Origin of the sequence: Pseudoalteromonas holothuriae (assembly GCF_945859825.1) — a bacterium.
Lineage (GTDB): Bacteria > Pseudomonadota > Gammaproteobacteria > Enterobacterales > Alteromonadaceae > Pseudoalteromonas > Pseudoalteromonas holothuriae.
On record NZ_CAMAPC010000006.1, the window covers coordinates 1 to 17,514 of the forward strand.

Consider the following 17,514-nt stretch of genomic DNA (forward strand, 5'->3'; position numbering starts at 1 on the left):
TCTTAGCTTCGGTAGATGCGATGATAGGTGCGATAGATGCAAAACGTGCACAATTAGGTGCGGTGCAGAATCGATTCTCATCGACTATCCGTAACCAGACCAACATTATTGAAAATGTATCGGCGGCACGTTCACGAATTAAAGATGCGGATTTTGCGATAGAAACGGCTACGTTAACAAAAGCACAGATATTACAACAGGCAAGTAGTACGATATTGTCTCAGGCGAATCAGCGTCCACAGTCAGCATTGTCACTGCTTGGGTAACTCTGGTTTAGTGCTCTTATAGCAACTGTGGCTCACACAGTTGCATTTACTTCAGTTTTATACCAATTTTATTAAAACCTTGATCATTCTAGCCAGCTAAATGACTCATGTAGAATAACGACATACCGAAACCTCCCTAGTTACTAAGCCATTTATTTGTCGCAATATTTGGTCATTTACTTAATGCAATTTATATTAAGCACCATTGTAAAGTTCTTTCGATTTCTTCATTAAGCTGCATCTTTATCTAAGTTTGCTTATATACAAGCCTTTGATGTCAAAAAAGCATATTTGACCTAAAAAATAGCACAAGCACTGTGAGTGATTGTCTGGAGTTATCGTCAATATACTGTCAATTCTCTAAGGGCTTGTTAAAGACTCTAAGCCTCATATCTGTATGTTTAAATTTGCGATTAACAATTTCTTATAACCTATAAAATTTGATTTAACTCTAAGTTTTAGACTTTAAAACAAGGGAATATTTCATAAATTTCAATTAATTAAAAAAAATTTAAAAAACTTCATTTTTTTATTAAAGAAATACTTTGCCATGCCGATAGATCTAGTGAGGCAATCTATTTGCTATCAGAAATGTGATAAATGGTTTGATCGTACTTTGTATTCATTCGGGCGTTTACAGGGTTGTTTTATTCAGGTCAGTCATTTGTTACTCATTTAATGACAGGAGGCTATTATGGCTATGTTTGTGAACACAAATGTTTCGAGCTTAAATGCGCAGAGACAATTAACAAAATCTGGTAATACACTAGATGAAGCTTTTCAGCGGTTATCTTCAGGTATGCGTATTAATAGCGCAAAAGATGATTCGGCGGGTATGCAGATTTCTAGTCGTTTAACGGGCCAAATTAATGGTCTTACTCAAGGTAACAGAAATGCCAACGACGGAATTTCATTAGCGCAAACAGCGGAAGGTGCGCTGGATGAAATGACCAGTATGTACCAGCGTATTCGTACTTTGGCAGGTCAAGCTGCGAATGGTTCAAATACGGCATCTGACCGTGCTGCATTGCAGCTTGAAGCAAGGCAGTTAGGTGAAGAAATGAACCGTATTGCAGTAGATACTACATTCGGTGGAACAAACTTGTTAGATGGTAGCTTTAGTTCTGAGTTCCAAGTGGGAGCTGATGCGAACCAAACGATCAGTATGACCATGACTGCTATTGAAGCTGCCACAGGTGGTTCAATTTCTGTGAATAGTTTTGCCGTAAGTGATTTAGCGGCTGCAGCTAGTAGTGTAGCAGGGGTATCTTCGGGTGCGGTTAATTCATTTGCTAGTGCCAGTGGTTTATCATTTACTTCGGTTGGTGAAGCACAGGATGTTTTAGCTGCGGTTGATGCAATGATTGGTGCAATTGATGCAAAGCGTGCGGAGTTGGGTGCGATTCAAAACCGATTCTCTTCAACGATTCGTAACCAAACAAATGTCATTGAAAATGTATCGGCAGCAAGATCGCGTATTCAGGATGCAGATTTTGCAACTGAAACAGCTAAATTGACCAAAGCGCAAATTTTGCAGCAGGCGAGTTCATCAATTCTGAGTCAGGCTAATCAGCGACCGCAAACCGCGTTGTCATTGCTTGGGTAGGTATGACTAGTTAAGCATGCTAATATGTATAGGAGGGGACGGTGCGTACTCATTTGGTACTTTCCGTTTTCTCCCCTAGAAAGTTTAGGTAGGAGAGTATTATGTCTTCTAGTATAAGCCCAACAGATACAAATGTATTTGAACAACAAAGAAGCAACCTTGAAGCGCGTAATTTGGGGGAGCAAACTAATGCTCTTACAAAAGATGCTAAGGTAGCTAAAGAATTGTCACAAACTGCCGATAAACAGGTAGATGAAAGCTCAAAATCAGTTGGCAAAGAAAGTGAACATGATAAGCCATCTTTAACAGAGAGTTTTAACAAACTTTTTGGTGAAAATAGCTCTATATCGTTATTGCAATCTAGGTCATTAGAGTTTTCTGTGGGTGAGCACGAAGGTAAAACGGTTGTGAAAGTCATTGATAAGGATAACAAAGATGTGATCCGTCAAATTCCATCGGAAGAATTTATTAAGATGGCACAACGTATTGATAACTTGTCAGATGAAATGCAAAAGGCGCGTGGTGTCTTGCTAGATAAACAAGTTTGACAGTATTACAGCAATTTGGTTTTAGGAGGTTTTTATGCCAGCTATTACATCAGCGGGCGTTGGCTCAGGTCTAGATTTAGAAGCCATTATAAGCGCGACACTTGACGCAGAAAATGCGCCCAAGGTGGATCGATTCAATAAAAAAGAATCAACACTTAAGGTTCAGTTAACTGCTCTGGGGCAAATTAAATCAGACTTAAGTGCATTTGAATCTTCTTTAGACATTTTGAAAGATATTTCGAACTTCAATAAGCGGACCTCAACCGTCACTCAGCCTGAAGGTGGAGATGTAATTTCTGTCAGTTCTCAAAGTACGGCAACCGAGGGTTCATTTAATATAGCCGTCAAACAATTGTCACAAGGAAGCCGAGCAGTTCAGTCTGATGCTGCCTCGTATTCATCTACCACCGATGTAGTGAGTGCAAGCGGTGGTACTTTGTCCTTTGCTGCCGATGGAAAGTCTTTTGATGTCACACTTGCAGCAGGTGCGACGCTTGCAGATTTGCGCACAGCAATTAATGATAATGCGGATAATTTTGGTATATCAGCAAATATAATTAATACAGGGTCGAGTTCTAAGTTAGTCTACACTTCTTCAGTTACTGGCGAAAACAATGACCTTGTAGTAACCAATAGTACTGCAGAGCTAGATAATGTATCCACCAATGCAAATGGTGGTGGTAATGGCGGAATGGTGATAGACCCATTGGATGCGGCAAGAGATGCTATTATTGAAATTGATGGTATTGAAGTTACCAGTAGTACAAATACATTTGAAAATGCAATTCAAGATTCAACCATAACAGTAAAAAAAGAAAGCCCAACTGACCCAAATGATGCGACAAAACTACTAACTGCAAATCTTAATATTGCTACAGACCAAGAATTTGTTAAAGAAACCTTAGAGAAATTTGTTGAAAGTTATAATAAGCTTATGACAACTTTAGATACTATGGTTACTGCGAAAACTGTTGACGCGACGGCGAGAGGCTTGAGAGATACGATAGTAAATCAATTAAGCTCAGTAGTTTCTGGCGCAGGAAGTTTAGAAACTATTTATGATGCTGGCTTTAGCCTAGAGAAAGATAGGAAGCTGGCCATTAAAACAACGGGTGTTAATGCATTAAGCGATGTACTTAATGAATCTTATGATGATGTTGGCAAACTTTTTGCAGGGACTGGTAACATTGCAGACACTTTAAGTGAGACGGTTGATGCTTACCTGAAAGCCGGTGGGCTTATATCAGATCAAACAAATGCTTTAGAGAGCGATAAGCGTGCGTTAGTTGACGACCGAGAAAAGCATGCATACAGAATGGAAAGGTATGAAGCTAGGTTGCGTGAAAAGTATGCTTCACTAGATGTTTTGGTCGCAGGTTTACGTAGTCAAGGCAATGCTATTTCGGCTTCTTTAAGTAGTTTGCCGGGTTTTGTTAAGAAATAAATAAGGTTTTTACATGGCAAATTCATTTTCCAAAGCTTATCAAAAAGAGAGTATTAATTCTCGTTTGGCGGGAGCGGATTCATACACTATTATAACCATGTTAATGCAAGGTGCGCTTGAGCGGTTAGCCCGTGGCAAAGGCTGTATAGAAAGAAATGATTTAGCTGGCAAGGCTGAACATCTATCAAGGGCTTCTTCAATTATTCTTGCTTTGATGGAATCACTCGATCACTCAGAAGGTGGTGAAGTGACTCAGAATCTAGGTAGTTTGTATGAGTATATGAATATGCGGATCACCGATGCGAGTATTGAAAAGTCAGTTGAACCTTTGGTTGAAGTGATGTCTTTGTTGAACGAAATTAAAAGTGCGTGGGACGCTATTCCTCGAGAGGAAGTTGAGAGTGCATTACAGCTTCAACAACAAAGGGGGTAACGTGTGGACCCCTCAGAGCTGCTCGATAAACTAAAGCAAAGCACTCAAGCTTTGCAAGTGCTTTTATTAAAAGTATCTAGTGATGTCGGTTTTAGTGAAGATACGTTGGAAGAAGAGTTACCTAAACTTAGTTTTATACTTGAACAAAGAGGAAAGCTTGTATCTGAGCTTCTTGATTTACTAAAAGTGGTAAAAGGTGAGCAGCAACATAATATTGCACAAGCACTTCATGATACCACTATGCTGGATCAACAGTTGATAGAAACAGCTTTGACAAAAAAAGAATCTGTGCGCAAAGTTATCGTGAAAATGAATAAAGCGCCAAAAAGCATTTCGTCTTACACCAATAACAAATAAATATCATTTGGTACCCTACCCATGAGTTTAGAAAATGAATTTGAAGAGTTAGTTGAGTTTGCTCATGAGCAAGTTCAACTAACTGCACAGCGTCATCAATTTGAAAAGTCGCTTATTGAGAACATGCCTAAGCAGTTTGAAAAAAACATTCAGGCGTTTATTAAATACTTACCTGATATTGCACAGGAGTTTAGGCATTATAAACCTAAAAACCTAGACATTTTTTGTGCAAAGAATGGCGAGTTAAACATTATAGATAGTGCCACTAAGAGCCCCTTATATGGCCATGAACCATCGGTCCAATGTGAAAAACAAGTAGAGAAACTTCTTAAAAAACCTCAATTTAGTAGTTTAGAGTTTGGTATGAACGAAGGGTTGGATGATGAGTTTATTCATACAACCTATGTCCGTGAAATGTATCAGTTATACTTAGATGCTAAAAAAATATATGAGCCATTAACTGAAGTTCCGGAGCATATCGGATCGTCTATTATATTTGGTATTGGCTTAGGCTATCATTTAAAGCCTCTATTGGATGCCGTGACGATTGATCATATTTATTTATGCGAGCCAAGCCGTGACTTATTTTTTGCGAGTTTATACTCATGTGATTGGGCTGAGATTTTAGAACTGATTGATAAGCGTGATGGCAATATTATATTTAATATTGGAGTAAATTATGAAAAATTTACTATTGATTTTTTAAATGAAATGAAGCATAGAGGTGCATTTAACTCCGTTGCGACTTTACTTTATCAGCATTATCCATCTGAGGAGTTAACACTTTTAATCAAGCAATTTCATAGAGACTTTCATATGGTTGCTATTGGTTGGGGGTTTTATGATGATGGTGTAATTAGCATCGCGCATGACTACAATAATGCGAAACAAAGTTTACCTACGTTACGTAAAGATGCAAAACTGCCAAATAAGTGGCGCTCAATGCCTGTATTTATTATCGGTAATGGACCTTCTCTGGATGAGACTATGTCCTCGGTGATTGAATACCAAGACAAAGCCGTTATTATCAGCTGTGGATCTGCTTTGCTACCTTTATTGAAAAATAATATTATTCCAGACTTTCATGTTGCGCTGGAGCGTACACGCTTTACTTTTGATTATTATAATGAATTTATTGATCATGAGATATTGCAGCAGATTAACTTTTTAACTGTTAATGTGATGCACCCTGAATGTGCCGGGTTATTTAAGTGGACTGGCATGGCGTTCAAAGCCGCTGAACCAGGCACGACAATTTCCTGTGAGTTTATTGATGGCTATAGACAGTTTCGTCCTATGACATACTGTAACCCTGTTGTGGCAAATACAGCGTTGGCTTTTGCATGCAATATGGGGTGTGAAGAAATATACCTCATGGGAGTTGATGGTGGTTATAAAGATCCAAAATATCACCACTCAAAAAGTAGTTCTTACTTTAATGATGATGGAACTGACAAAGAAGACCTTTCTAAGCTAATTCGTGCTGGTGAAATGAAGACCGATGGTAATTTCACTGAAACGGTTTATACGACGGCATTTTTTAATGTTGGTAACAACCAGCTTGGTACTTTACTCGGTGATTTTCCTCATGTTAACTGTTTTAACTGCTCCGATGGTGCAAGAATAAAAAATTCAGTGCCCTTGAAGCATCATAATATATTATTGTCGAATCATTTGCCGGACAAAAATGAATTTGTTGAGGTTTTAAAAAATGAGCAATTTATCATACGGGAGTTTGACGATGTTGAGTATCAAAATTTAGTTGCCATTGATAAATTTGCTCAAGTCTGTGATGAATTAATTACGTTTGTTGACCGTGATTTTAATAATCGCTCAGAGATTGCAATTGCTCTGAAACTACAAGTGCGTTACTTGTATTCGTATGGCCACACTCGATATAGACATTTATATTTTTTATTGGATGGCTCGATTACTTACATGCACTCAATCTTTAGGATGATTCAGTATAACTTTGAAAAAGATGAGGATGTACTTAGAGTTATGAATGATGCATTTGCCATATTCATTGAATATATGACTGAAGCTAAGGAAAAGTATCGTGGTGTATTAACTGCTAATGACTCGCAACGCAGCTACTTGATGAATATGTTGGATAGTAAAAAGTAATTGTATTACTTACATCATATTCAATAGGAGAGATGTATGACTGATTGTAAATCAACATTACAATATCAAGAAGAAACTGAGCGTTGGTATGATGAATCCTATGGTAGTGAAGGGTTTCGGGCTCAGCGGTTGTATCCTAATGAAGAGCTTTTACGGTTTTTAGGCCGCAAGTTTTTCAATGGTACTCAAAGAGAAGATAGAAAAGACATTAGAGTATTAGAACTAGGCTGTGGCTCTGGCGCGAACTTATGGATGATAGCTAAAGAGGGCTTTGATACGTACGGTATTGATCTTTCTCAGCAAGCGATAAGCTTAGCAGAGTCTATGTTAATTCATTGGGATGTAAACGCAACGTTAGTGAAAGGCAGCTTTGAAGAGCTGCCTTTTGAAGACGATTATTTTGACGTTATCATTGATGTATTTTCAACTAATTGTTTAACACACAGTGCTTTTACTCATTGTTTAAAGCAAGTTAAACGTTGTTTAAAGCCTTCTGGTGCTTTTTTTTCTTACACCCCATCAGCTGCCAGTGATGCTTTTAAAAATCACCACCCAGCTAAATTGATTGATGCATGGACGTTAAATGGCGTGTTTAGAGAGTCATCCCCTTTTTCTGGTCAGGCATATCCATTTAGATTTATTGATGCAGAGCATTATCAGGCCTTACTGCAAGAAAATGGGATTATAGTTGATTATTTAGAGACTGTTGGTAGAACCTACAATACGAAAAAAGAATACTTTGAATTTATTGTTGTATCAGGTATTAATGAATGACGTTTGAACTGAGCGATTGGCTTAAGCAGTATGTGCAAAATGCAAACATGGACGTACGGTTTAATGATAAAGTAGTACTTGAAGAGTTTATCCGAACGAGTGGTTGCAGTGTCATTGATCATTACACCTGGATGTCAGATTACCACAAAGAATATTTAGCAAGCCAATATGACAAAGTGCAGTGTGCTTCGCTATTACTGGAGTCTAACGGAAAAGTAGCAGGTGTGTTTACCATAAATGTTCGCCAAACAGAAAATTCATATGAACTAGGCAGTAGTTCAGCGGAAGTCTTACCGCCTTTTATTGAACAAACGCTTTCAAGAAAGGTAAAACACAAATTATATAAACAATGTTTTAATTTATTATTGGCTTTAAGTGACACGCTAAGTATCAAAAATTTAGCATCGAGTTTTGACTTTCAAAGTGGTATTTGTGAACCGTGGTATAACTTGTTTTTGCAGTATGGCGCGAAAATAAATGTAAGTCAGAACTTGTTTTGTGATCTTACTATGAGCTCAGATGCATATTTAAATGCTATTAGAGAGCGCTATAAAAATCATATTAAGCGTGCTGATAAACTCTGGAATATCAGTATAAAAACACAAATAAACTGGCAAGATTTTTATCTTTTTCAGCAGTTACACTTAGATGTTGCAGGTTTTAAAACTCGCAGTGATTTATCTTGGGAAATGCTATATCAGGCCGTTAATCGCCAAGATGCTTTCGTTGTTATTGTTTTGGATCAAAGCAATAACTTAGTTGGTGCGGCATTATTTACTGTATCGAATGAGGTTGCCACCTATTCAGTTGGTGTATATGACCGTTCTTTATTTGCAAGCCCGGTAAGTCATTTAGTGCATTATCGAGCGATTGAGAAAATGCGTGATTTAGGGATAAAAACTTACTTTATTGGCGCTAAAAATGCATTAAATGAATGGCATCAGCCTTCTGAAAAAGAGTCTAAAATCGGCGAGTTTAAAGAAGGCTTTGCGACTTTTTCGTTACTGAAAACCCACTTATCTATTGAATTAAAATAAGGCACTGTTATGACTCGTTGTATTGTTATTGGGGGAGGGATCACAGGACTTTTCTCGGCAATTTTAGCAAGTAAATATTTTGATAACGTAACGCTTATTGAAAATGCACCTAAATGTGGTGGGTTGTTACAGTCGTGGCAAGATGAAAGCGGTAACTTTTTTGATTTGGGGACGCATATTCTATCAGAAACCAGTAATCAGCAAATTAATGATATTTTGTTTAAAGGTATATACGAGAACCCGCAAGATTGGCATCAGTTTGAAGTCATGAAAGTTTCTAGTAGTTTTAATTCTGCTCGCTATGATACTGGTCAGTTTGTACCGTTGCACTATCTTGATGAAGGTGATTATGAAAAAGCGCTTTTGCAATTACTTAATGCCAAAGGGTTACCAATTGAACAAGCTGATAATTTAGAGCAGTTTGCAATTGAAAATTATGGTCTAATTGTAACCGATAAAATATTTAGGCCTATCATGCTTAAATTACAAAATGCAGAGCTTAAAGATTTACATCCTTCGGTACATTATATATTTGGATTGAGTCGGTTTATTCCGGGTTCAGTTGAACTTGCAAGAGAGCTAAAAAAATCCCCTTGTTATGATGCAAAACTGGCATTTGCTACTTATTATGATGGGGTTAGCGATGTACCTAAATACTACCCTAAGCGGGGCGGTGTTGAACTTTGGATAGACTATCTGGTTGAACAAGCAACCGAATTAGGTGTGGAAATTCAAACGTCACAGTGCGTCACAAATGTTGCGTTTTCGGATAGTAAAATAACTGATGTTATATTGGGAAATGGTGAACAACTCTCGTGTGATCATATTATTTGGACTATCCCACCTGTTTTTGCTTTAAAGTTACTTGATTGGCCCTTAGCGAATATTCCAGTACGATTTTGTCCAACCTCGTTACATCACTTTGTTTTAGATAAACCGTTTATTGATAAAAACTTTTATTCAAATGTTTATGATATCAATAGTATTCCTTTTCGTGTCACTTTTTATCCGAATATAACTAATGATAATGTGGTTGGTCCTTATAATTGCACAGTTGAGGTATTGGGTGAGTTTGACCTAACAGAGCAAGCGCTTAATGATCAAATAATTTTAGAGCTTAAGTCTTTAGGTTACATCGAGCAAGGTGCAAGTGTAGTCCGTGTTTCAAGTACCAAGCTTGCGATGGGTTTCCCCCAGTTCAGCAATGCGTTTGTGAATGAAAGAATAAGACAAATAGACGCGCTGGAAGCCGGGGTCAAAAATATGACTTTACTGGGCAAAGCGAGTAAAAAAGAGTTTTTTATTTATAGTGTGTTGCAAGAAGCATATGAGCAACTAACTTATAAATTTGATGATAGCCTTACTTCGTCTTAAAGGTATACAAAGGAAAAATATGAGTAAGTTTAATTGGCAAGCTATTTACGAAGCGGGTGAGCAACTTAACCAATATCCTTACGATTTTGTTGTGTCACATTTTTTTAAGTTAAAAAGAGCCTGTAAAAATAAGCAATTAAAAGTGCTTGATTTAGGATGTGGTGCTGGTAATCATGCAATTTTTTGTGCCGAGCAGGGTGCGCAAGTTGTGGCATGTGACTTCTCTATTGCGGCACTTAAGGTAGTTGATAAACGGGCAAAAGAAAAAGGATTAGAGGATAAAATTACCACATACCAAGTAGACTTTGATGACTTCCAGTTACCATATTCCAGCTTTGATATTGTTATTGACAGGCTTGCAGTGACAAATGTATCTCATAAAAGCGCAAGTTCAGTTTATGAATGTGTTTATGATGCGATGTCAAAGGGCGGTTCAGTTATCGCTAATTTTTTTACGGATATGCACTCACACAAAAATTTTGGCCAATACTGTGAACAAGAGCAAGTATGGAAAAACTTTTCTGGTGGTATGTTTGAGCCGTTAAAAACTGCAAATTTTTATACACATATGCAGATTCTTCAGTTATTTAATCAATACCAATTTACTGCATTAAATAAAGAGACGGATGAGTCTGTATTAGCAAATAACGATTCATGCTTATCGACATGGAAGCTACTGGCAAAAAAATGTTAAGCGTAAAGGTTGTTATGATAAGTAAGTGTAGTTTGAATATACAGATGTGGAGCAATTGAACACATTTTTGGTCAAATCAAAACCCGTTAGCATAGATACAAAATCAGACGTAATTAGCGCATTAAGTGCTTTTGTAATATATATACATCGATATCCGTTATTACTAGTAACTAATTCTGGCCGGTTTACCGATGTATACTTATAAATATTAGCTGACGAGAGCCAAGAAGCTGAGCTTTAATTGGCTACTACTATTAGCCCTTCACCTTTGAGATTATCAATTATTTCATATAAGTCCCAAATGGGAACTTGTATCTTTTGCGCTATTTCTAATGTAGATAACTTACCATCACAGTAAATAATAAAATTCATCATATTGCTAACCAGTTGGTTACTTGCTTTGGTGCTTAAATTTGGATACAAGCCGCGTTTACCAAGTTGAGGTTCGCACTTTACTGTGAGTTGTAATACTTCATTGCGCTCAATTACCTCTAGACTGCGTTGTAGAGCTTCATAGCCACCTTGAAGTCCACTGGGTGTCACTAAGCTAAGATCATCTAAAGATGTATGATACTCAGGATATTGATTGTATTTGGTACGCATAATTGAAGCAATAGGCAAGTCAATACCTGGTGCGCAGTACCTTCGCTCGTCACTGCCACTTTCGATAAATGGATAGGTCTTATAATCAGGAGCAAGGTGTTGTAAGACATGTTGAGCAACGATATCTGAGAGCGTATTTTCAGCCCGAGAAGGCAAATATGAGTAGCCTCGGTCGTCACCGATGCAGGTAATGTTAAAACCAGCAAATACATGCTTCTTTAGAGTGTGTTCATGTCTACTCAAATAGGTTAAAGAACCAATTGTCTCAGGAATAAAAACTATTCTATAACTATATCTGAGTTCAGGTTGTTGCTGTAACCACTTGGCTAAATAAGTTGTCACCGTAGGGCCTGATAGTTCATTATTAGCCAATGAAGGGTGGCAAACATAAGTTGATAAAAATACTTCCTGCTTTGATTTCCCTTCGATAATTAATTCTGCATAGGTTAGGTGACCATTTTTGAGCTCAGAGTCAATCACAACGTGATATTCGCCATCTTCTAATTGATCAAATTGCTTTTGTGTAAGGCAAAATCCCCAATAGCGTGAGTAGTAAGAAGTAATGTATGGAATTGCATCAGGCTGTTCAGGTAGTGTGTGAAGATGCTCTTTCAATTCATTTAGTGAAAGTTTTAGATTAATAGGAGTTGAGTAACCAACAACGTGCAAGTTACTTATATTAAAGTCAACAATCTTGCGCCCTTTAGGGTCAATAATATACGCGTCATTAATATTCCACTCTTGAGGTACAGTCCAATCAAAACATGGTGTGCCTGTTGGCACTTCATGTATTTTTAGATTAGGTAAATGCTCGCCAATGATGTTTAATGTTTTACGGACACCATTACCTGTTATGCTTCTGCATATTGGCCAAAGTTCAGTGGCTAGTTGATGAATTTGAGTGCCTATCATGTGTTATTTCTACCTAGATGCTTAATTACTTGCATAATTCCCAACTTAACGGAGTCCCTCTGCTGATATCTTGTGTTGCTCTTTTGCCCAGAATACTTTGATAATGTTTTGGCGCTAAGCCGAATCCTGGGCGTATGCGGCGAATATTTTGTTCACACAAAATATCTCCTTTTTTAATATCTTCTACCACATATATCGAGCGCCTGAACTGTAGATTAGCAGCTTCAGCATCACGTAGATCATAATTAGCTTGACCAAGTGACTGCCATGCGTCTTTAGTGCTATCACATAAATGTTTTAGTTCGTCAGGCTCAAGTGAAAAAGCAGCATCAGGGCCTCCATCTTCTCTTGATAGGGTAAAATGTTTTTCTATCACAACTGCGCCAAGTGCTGTTGCAGTGATTGCTGCAGTAGTCCCAAGTGTATGATCTGATAAACCGACATGGACGTCAAAGTCTTGTTGTAATCGCTGTATCGTTTTTAAATTAGAGTCGGCTATTGGGGTTGGGTAACCACTAATACAGTGAAGTACTATTAACTCCTTATTACCATTTTGCTTAGCAACTTTGATAGCGCTGGCTATCTCTTCGTAACTTGCCATGCCAGTAGACATAATTATCGGTTTGAGGGTTTGTGCAACTTTAGCAATAAGAAGGTGATCGACCAGCTCAAAAGAGGCTATTTTGTAAGCTGGTGTGTCTAAAGACTCTAAGAAATCGACTGCGGTTTCATCAAATGGTGAGCTAAACAGGGTGATATTTAGTGTTTTAGCATAATTAAATAGCGTTTGATGCCATTCCCAAGGCGTATGCGCCCACTCATATAGCTGATATAGGTTTTTTCCATCCCATAGCCCACCCTCTATGCAAAAATCTGGTTTATGACAATTTATGGTCATGGTATCTGCGGTGTAGGTTTGCATTTTAACAGCATGCGCACCTGACTCTTTTGCAACTTGAATGAGCTTTTTGGCGCGCTCAATATCGCCATTATGGTTACCTGAAATTTCAGCAATGATATAGGGTTCATTTGAAAGACCTATGGATATATTGTTCAGGATTATGCTTTTTTTCATAGTGCTCATTACAGTAGGCTTTAATACAGCAAAGTGTATCTTACTTTTTGATTAGATTCATTTTTACAAGCTTCTTTTTAGCTAATGCGTATTCGGGCAGCTAGAATGGGTTTCTTCTGAGTCACTGCGTATTTGCCTGCATTGGAAAAACGCTATATGCTAAGCTTATAACTCATTATTTATAAGGCAGTTTTAGGCTCTTTTCAATTGCCCTTTAGCAACTGGTTTGTTGTTAAAGACTGTTCAGTAAACTAAACACTATAAGTTGAATATTATGAATGAATTACAACAACTTAATCAATTGATGTCTGACTCGGCTCAAGATGCTATTGGCTACATCAAAAATATTAGTAATGAAGATATTGATTTTAATGAAGCTGGTATTCAGCAGTTAGATAGTATTTTGACAGGGTTGTCTCAAGAACATAATGTAAACCCATTTGATAATAAAATGTTGTTTACTGTCAGTACTATGCTAGGCGCGTTTATCGGAGAAACTTTCAGGAATCGTTTGGGTGGTGAATGGTTTATGGACAAAAGTAATCCAGATGCGCCATTTATTGTGCTTAATTATGCAGGTAAATCTTATCCATTTGCATCCGTTTGTTTTGAGAAGATAGTTAATGACCCACAGACAAGTGTATTGAAATATTATGAGTTAGCATTGAATAATGGAGCCTCATCAGGTTAAAAGTGGTTCAAGTATAAATAAGTCTTTTGCAACTTTTGTAAACCCTGCCTTGGAGAATAAAATTTGCGAAGCAATATTATCTGGATGCACTGCTGCGGTGATTGGCAAACTTTTATATTTGCTTGGTATTGATTCAATCGCTTTTAAAGCCAGCCCTCTTCCTTGTTGTGACGGGCAAATAAGAATTGAAATTTCGTATTGAGAATTTTGTAAATCAAGCCTAAGCATTCCTACAGAGCATTCTGAGCCGTCTTGCCAGCACTCCTTAACAATAAAAAGGTGGCGGGTGGGGCTGTTACTAATAGATTGTGCAAACCAATGGCAATGTTCTTCATAGCTTATCTGGTGGTTTGACCTTGAGTACTTTCGCACTGAAGGTTGTGATTGCCAATCAAATAAGAGGTCTTTGTCTTCAGTTACTGCTGGGCGCAAGTTTACCACTGATAATTGGAGCTTTTGTATTGTTCTTACAACACCTTTGCCATCACAGCATTCGAATGCATTTTCACTCATGTTTTGGTATTGTTCAGGTTTATTTATGATTGTAGAGAGTGCATTTTTGACTGTTTCCTGAGTCAGCTCTTTGGCTTTGCCAAGGTTTATAAGGGCGTTACGTTGGGATAGCTTATCAAGTACTAGCGCTTGATTATCTGCAAACTCGATAGCGAGTGTTGGTAAACCTAAACAGCAGCGCTCCCAAGCCGAAGAGCCACTTGCGCCGATTGCTATATCAGCTTGGTACATCAGCTCTGCCATATTTGACGCATTCTGTTGCACGCTAAACCAAGGATATTTTTGTTCAGTACTGTGATAGTAGTTTAATTCACTACATTGGCTTGTAATGACGAGTACAACGTTCACAGGGGTTAAAAGAGAGGTATTTAACGCTTCAATAGCGCCAATTACAATGTTGTTTGTTTCACTGGTATCTGAACCGCCAAGGCTAATAAGTACGTTTTGAATAGTTTGGGTTGATTGACGTTTTGCAAGTGCCTTCTTACGTAAACTAGAAAACTCATCTCGCAATAACATATGTGCTTTTCCGAGCAATAATTTGCAGTTATTTGGGACTAGGCCTCGATAACGTAACGCTTTTGCATCTAGTGTTTGATCAAGTAAAAAGTCGCATTGGTGTTCTCGGTCCGCTAAATCATCAATAACAAGTGTTTTATCGACTCGAGTTGATATTGATGAGACATACCAGCATTTTTTGATGTTGTAATGGTCTATTATCAGCAATTGAATAGACTCAAATCGGCTGATAGCTTTTGCTACACTTTGAGCGTCGTTAATAAGCCATTGGTTATTATTATTACTATGACGATAAACTTCTTCGAGTGAAAAGCTATGTTTAGATAATATGGATTGATAATTCTTGGGTATATCATCAGCACATATAAAAGTTATTTTAAACTCGACCTTAGCTTGTAATAGTGTGTTTTTAAAGCCGACAGCCAGCGCTAAGCAACGCATAAAGTGTCCTGCACCAATGGATGCGTTGACATCTACTCTTACGGCTATGTTAATCATTATCTTACCTTAAATACGCTTTGCAGGGGTTCGCCTGAGAAAAGCTCCTCTAGGTTTTGCTTTGCAACGCAGTTAGCCAAGATAGGAAGTACCTCCGAGTAGGCCTTGAGTAGTGTTTGAATATGTTTCTCTTTGTGCGCATAGCTAAGGTTATGGCTTGCATTTATTAATATGCCACGCTTGGCCATCTCCTGTATAAATAGCGAACGTAGTTGTATTGCGCTGTACTTTCCTTGATTCGCGATATGAATAAACGACCAGCTTGGGTGACCTGAAGTATAAACCCAATCTTGTATATCGTTATCGATAATGATTTTATTTAACTTATCAGTCAGCAGTGAGCCTAGTTGACTTAAATGTTGTGTGACTTGGTTACGTTGTATTTTTTCGATTGTGGCATAGGTCGCAGCCAGAGATAGTGTCTCCCCAGCAAAAGTACCAGAGAAGAAAATGTCGTTCATTAACGCCATAATCTCTTTTTTGCCACAAACGACTGAAATAGGGAAGCCATTGGCAATGCCTTTACCAAATGTTGCCAAATCAGGGGATACCCCGAATAGAGATTGCGCTCCGCCTAAATCAAACCGAAACCCAGTGATCGTCTCGTCAAAAATTAATACAGCTTGGTATTGCTCGCATAACGATTTAACGCCTTTTAAATACCCTTTTTCAGGGTATGCTATATTCATTGGCTCCATAATAACAGCCGCTATATCGTGGGACTTTAACAGCTGCTCAAGTGACTCAAGGTTATTATACTCAAAAGTATGGGTAAGCGCTTGTGTAGAAGCGGGTACCCCTAAGTTTCTAGATGTACTGCCAATGTACCAATCTTGCCAGCCGTGATAGCCGCACACTGCAATGTGTTCTTTATTTGTGTAAGCTCTGGCAAGCCTGATTGCTGCAGATGTTGCGTCGCTGCCATTTTTAGCAAATCGAACTTGCTCTGCACACGGGATGAGTTCACAAATTTTTTCAGCAACATCAATTTCTATAGGATGAGATAAAGAGAAAGAAACGCCAGATTGCATTTGTTTCATTACCGCTTGGTCAACACAAGGGTCACAGTAGCCCAAAGAGATTGCTAATAATCCATTCACGAAATCTATGTATTCATTGTCATCGGCATCAGTAACAATACACCCTTGTCCACGCTTGATAAATAATGGGGCCGCACCTTTGGGGAAAGCCATTTGGCTTTTACTAAATGTTTGCGCACCTAAGGGTATATACTCTAGTGCGCGTACTAAGTTTTGATTTGAATTATCAAAGCGGTTCATAATTTATTTATCTCCAACAGCATTGTTTTTCAAAGCTTCATTTCTTTCAAAATGTTCATTTTGTTTTAGCCACTGAGGGTGTTTATAAAGGAGCTTAAGCGTACTGCTTAGGTCAAAATTTGGCTCAGTTTTGTAAAGGGACTCATATATATTTTTTATTAGTTGTAAGTCTTGCGGATGATCTACTGTTAATCGGTAGTCAGGTATTAATTCATTTGCTTCAAAATTTGCACATGTAAGCGTATCAGGCTGAGTGAATAAATATGGAGTAACATGCTCACGCTGATATGCGGTTTTTGCTTCATGATGCGCTGTTCTCAGTGCACTAGTTTTCATAATTTCAACATCAAGGCCATCTGGAAAGGTTGCAGGATGGCAATTGCTTGTAAAGTCTGCCTTTTTACATAAATGTAGGTTTACTATTTTATCAACTAATGCACTATCAACTAACGGACAGTCAGCGGTGATTCTAACAATATGGTCACTAGGGTATGCGATGCTCGCTAGATAAAATCGCTGCAATACGTCGTCTAAAGGACCTCTGAAGCAATGAATTTGATAATTTGTACAAAATTCTTCAATGGCATCATCTGATATTTGATCGCTAGTAAGTACCACAATTTTGTCTATTGTGGTTGTGTACTTAAGACGTTCTATAATATGCAATAACATAGGTTTGTTGAGTATGTTCTCAAGTACCTTACCGGGGAGTCGACTAGATGTCATTCTTGCCTGAATAAATACGTTTATTTTCATTTTTGTT

General features: G+C 37.9%; 17 protein-coding genes. 12 read left to right on the top strand and 5 right to left on the bottom strand.

Annotated elements, in window-relative coordinates:
* From OCI93_RS09375 to OCI93_RS09425, 11 genes are all read left to right on the top strand, one after another.
* Window positions 1-266, top strand: a 266-nt coding sequence (locus OCI93_RS09375) for a flagellin (RefSeq protein ID WP_261626272.1), incomplete at its 5' end; no start/stop codon positions are given.
* Window positions 267-960: 694 nt separating this feature from the next.
* Window positions 961-1,872: a flagellin N-terminal helical domain-containing protein gene (locus OCI93_RS09380; RefSeq protein ID WP_261626273.1), complete on the top strand. Its 912-nt coding sequence runs from the start codon at window positions 961-963 to the stop codon at window positions 1,870-1,872.
* Window positions 1,873-1,973: 101 nt separating this feature from the next.
* Window positions 1,974-2,420: a flagellar protein FlaG gene (locus OCI93_RS09385; RefSeq protein WP_261592176.1), complete on the top strand. Its 447-nt coding sequence runs from the start codon at window positions 1,974-1,976 to the stop codon at window positions 2,418-2,420.
* Between the two features lie 34 nt (window positions 2,421-2,454).
* On the top strand, window positions 2,455-3,864 hold the full coding sequence (gene fliD / locus OCI93_RS09390; protein ID WP_261626274.1) for a flagellar filament capping protein FliD: 1,410 nt from the start codon (window positions 2,455-2,457) through the stop codon (window positions 3,862-3,864).
* Window positions 3,865-3,877: 13 nt separating this feature from the next.
* Window positions 3,878-4,297: a flagellar export chaperone FliS gene (gene fliS, locus OCI93_RS09395; protein ID WP_261592178.1), complete on the top strand. Its 420-nt coding sequence runs from the start codon at window positions 3,878-3,880 to the stop codon at window positions 4,295-4,297.
* Between the two features lie 3 nt (window positions 4,298-4,300).
* Window positions 4,301-4,654, top strand: coding sequence for a hypothetical protein (locus tag OCI93_RS09400; RefSeq protein WP_261626275.1), 354 nt, complete (start codon window positions 4,301-4,303; stop codon window positions 4,652-4,654).
* A gap of 21 nt (window positions 4,655-4,675) precedes the next feature.
* Window positions 4,676-6,781 carry a motility associated factor glycosyltransferase family protein gene (locus OCI93_RS09405; protein WP_261626276.1) on the top strand — a complete coding sequence of 702 codons (2,106 nt, stop codon included), beginning with the start codon at window positions 4,676-4,678 and terminating at the stop codon, window positions 6,779-6,781.
* Window positions 6,782-6,817: 36 nt separating this feature from the next.
* Window positions 6,818-7,555 carry a class I SAM-dependent methyltransferase gene (locus tag OCI93_RS09410; RefSeq protein ID WP_261592181.1) on the top strand — a complete coding sequence of 246 codons (738 nt, stop codon included), beginning with the start codon at window positions 6,818-6,820 and terminating at the stop codon, window positions 7,553-7,555.
* Window positions 7,552-8,592, top strand: coding sequence for a GNAT family N-acetyltransferase (locus OCI93_RS09415; protein WP_261626277.1), 1,041 nt, complete (start codon window positions 7,552-7,554; stop codon window positions 8,590-8,592). The genes OCI93_RS09410 and OCI93_RS09415 overlap by 4 nt, the downstream gene beginning before the upstream one ends.
* Before the next feature lie 9 nt (window positions 8,593-8,601).
* Window positions 8,602-9,966 (top strand): FAD-dependent oxidoreductase, encoded by a 1,365-nt coding sequence (locus OCI93_RS09420; protein ID WP_261626278.1) that lies wholly within the window; start codon window positions 8,602-8,604, stop codon window positions 9,964-9,966.
* A gap of 19 nt (window positions 9,967-9,985) precedes the next feature.
* Window positions 9,986-10,660, top strand: coding sequence for a class I SAM-dependent methyltransferase (locus OCI93_RS09425; RefSeq protein ID WP_261592184.1), 675 nt, complete (start codon window positions 9,986-9,988; stop codon window positions 10,658-10,660).
* A gap of 237 nt (window positions 10,661-10,897) precedes the next feature.
* On the opposite strand, the gene OCI93_RS09430 is transcribed toward OCI93_RS09425, so the two are convergent.
* Entirely contained in the window at window positions 10,898-12,175 is a 1,278-nt protein-coding gene (locus tag OCI93_RS09430) for a DUF4910 domain-containing protein (RefSeq protein ID WP_261626279.1), read from the bottom strand.
* Window positions 12,176-12,200: 25 nt separating this feature from the next.
* Complete coding sequence (pseI, locus tag OCI93_RS09435; RefSeq protein ID WP_261626280.1) at window positions 12,201-13,250, bottom strand: pseudaminic acid synthase; 1,050 nt, start codon at window positions 13,248-13,250, stop codon at window positions 12,201-12,203.
* A gap of 274 nt (window positions 13,251-13,524) precedes the next feature.
* Between pseI and OCI93_RS09440 the strand changes: the two genes are divergently transcribed.
* Window positions 13,525-13,941 carry a hypothetical protein gene (locus OCI93_RS09440; RefSeq protein WP_261592187.1) on the top strand — a complete coding sequence of 139 codons (417 nt, stop codon included), beginning with the start codon at window positions 13,525-13,527 and terminating at the stop codon, window positions 13,939-13,941.
* Here the strand turns inward: OCI93_RS09440 and pseG are convergent.
* From pseG to OCI93_RS09455, 3 genes are read right to left on the bottom strand one after another with little or no spacing between them, the layout of a single operon-like run.
* Complete coding sequence (gene pseG, locus OCI93_RS09445) at window positions 13,933-15,471, bottom strand: UDP-2,4-diacetamido-2,4,6-trideoxy-beta-L-altropyranose hydrolase (protein ID WP_261626281.1); 1,539 nt, start codon at window positions 15,469-15,471, stop codon at window positions 13,933-13,935. The genes OCI93_RS09440 and pseG overlap by 9 nt on opposite strands.
* The gene (locus tag OCI93_RS09450) at window positions 15,471-16,751 is read right to left on the bottom strand and encodes an aspartate aminotransferase family protein (protein ID WP_261626282.1); all 1,281 of its coding nucleotides are present in this window, start codon (window positions 16,749-16,751) and stop codon (window positions 15,471-15,473) included. The genes pseG and OCI93_RS09450 overlap by 1 nt, the downstream gene beginning before the upstream one ends.
* 3 nt (window positions 16,752-16,754) lie before the next feature.
* A complete protein-coding gene (locus OCI93_RS09455) occupies window positions 16,755-17,507 on the bottom strand; it encodes a glycosyltransferase family protein (protein ID WP_261626283.1) in 753 nt (250 codons plus the stop codon).
* Window positions 17,508-17,514 lie beyond the last annotated feature (7 nt).

Coding starts and splice junctions, on each gene's coding strand:
- OCI93_RS09380 (WP_261626273.1), top strand. CDS start 961: ATGGCTATGTTTGTGAACACAAATGTTTCGAGCTTAAATGCGCAGAGA.
- OCI93_RS09385 (WP_261592176.1), top strand. CDS start 1,974: ATGTCTTCTAGTATAAGCCCAACAGATACAAATGTATTTGAACAACAA.
- fliD (WP_261626274.1), top strand. CDS start 2,455: ATGCCAGCTATTACATCAGCGGGCGTTGGCTCAGGTCTAGATTTAGAA.
- fliS (WP_261592178.1), top strand. CDS start 3,878: ATGGCAAATTCATTTTCCAAAGCTTATCAAAAAGAGAGTATTAATTCT.
- OCI93_RS09405 (WP_261626276.1), top strand. CDS start 4,676: ATGAGTTTAGAAAATGAATTTGAAGAGTTAGTTGAGTTTGCTCATGAG.
- OCI93_RS09410 (WP_261592181.1), top strand. CDS start 6,818: ATGACTGATTGTAAATCAACATTACAATATCAAGAAGAAACTGAGCGT.
- OCI93_RS09415 (WP_261626277.1), top strand. CDS start 7,552: ATGACGTTTGAACTGAGCGATTGGCTTAAGCAGTATGTGCAAAATGCA.
- OCI93_RS09420 (WP_261626278.1), top strand. CDS start 8,602: ATGACTCGTTGTATTGTTATTGGGGGAGGGATCACAGGACTTTTCTCG.
- OCI93_RS09425 (WP_261592184.1), top strand. CDS start 9,986: ATGAGTAAGTTTAATTGGCAAGCTATTTACGAAGCGGGTGAGCAACTT.
- OCI93_RS09430 (WP_261626279.1), bottom strand. CDS start 12,175: ATGATAGGCACTCAAATTCATCAACTAGCCACTGAACTTTGGCCAATA.
- pseI (WP_261626280.1), bottom strand. CDS start 13,250: ATGAAAAAAAGCATAATCCTGAACAATATATCCATAGGTCTTTCAAAT.
- OCI93_RS09440 (WP_261592187.1), top strand. CDS start 13,525: ATGAATGAATTACAACAACTTAATCAATTGATGTCTGACTCGGCTCAA.
- pseG (WP_261626281.1), bottom strand. CDS start 15,471: ATGATTAACATAGCCGTAAGAGTAGATGTCAACGCATCCATTGGTGCA.
- OCI93_RS09450 (WP_261626282.1), bottom strand. CDS start 16,751: ATGAACCGCTTTGATAATTCAAATCAAAACTTAGTACGCGCACTAGAG.
- OCI93_RS09455 (WP_261626283.1), bottom strand. CDS start 17,507: ATGAAAATAAACGTATTTATTCAGGCAAGAATGACATCTAGTCGACTC.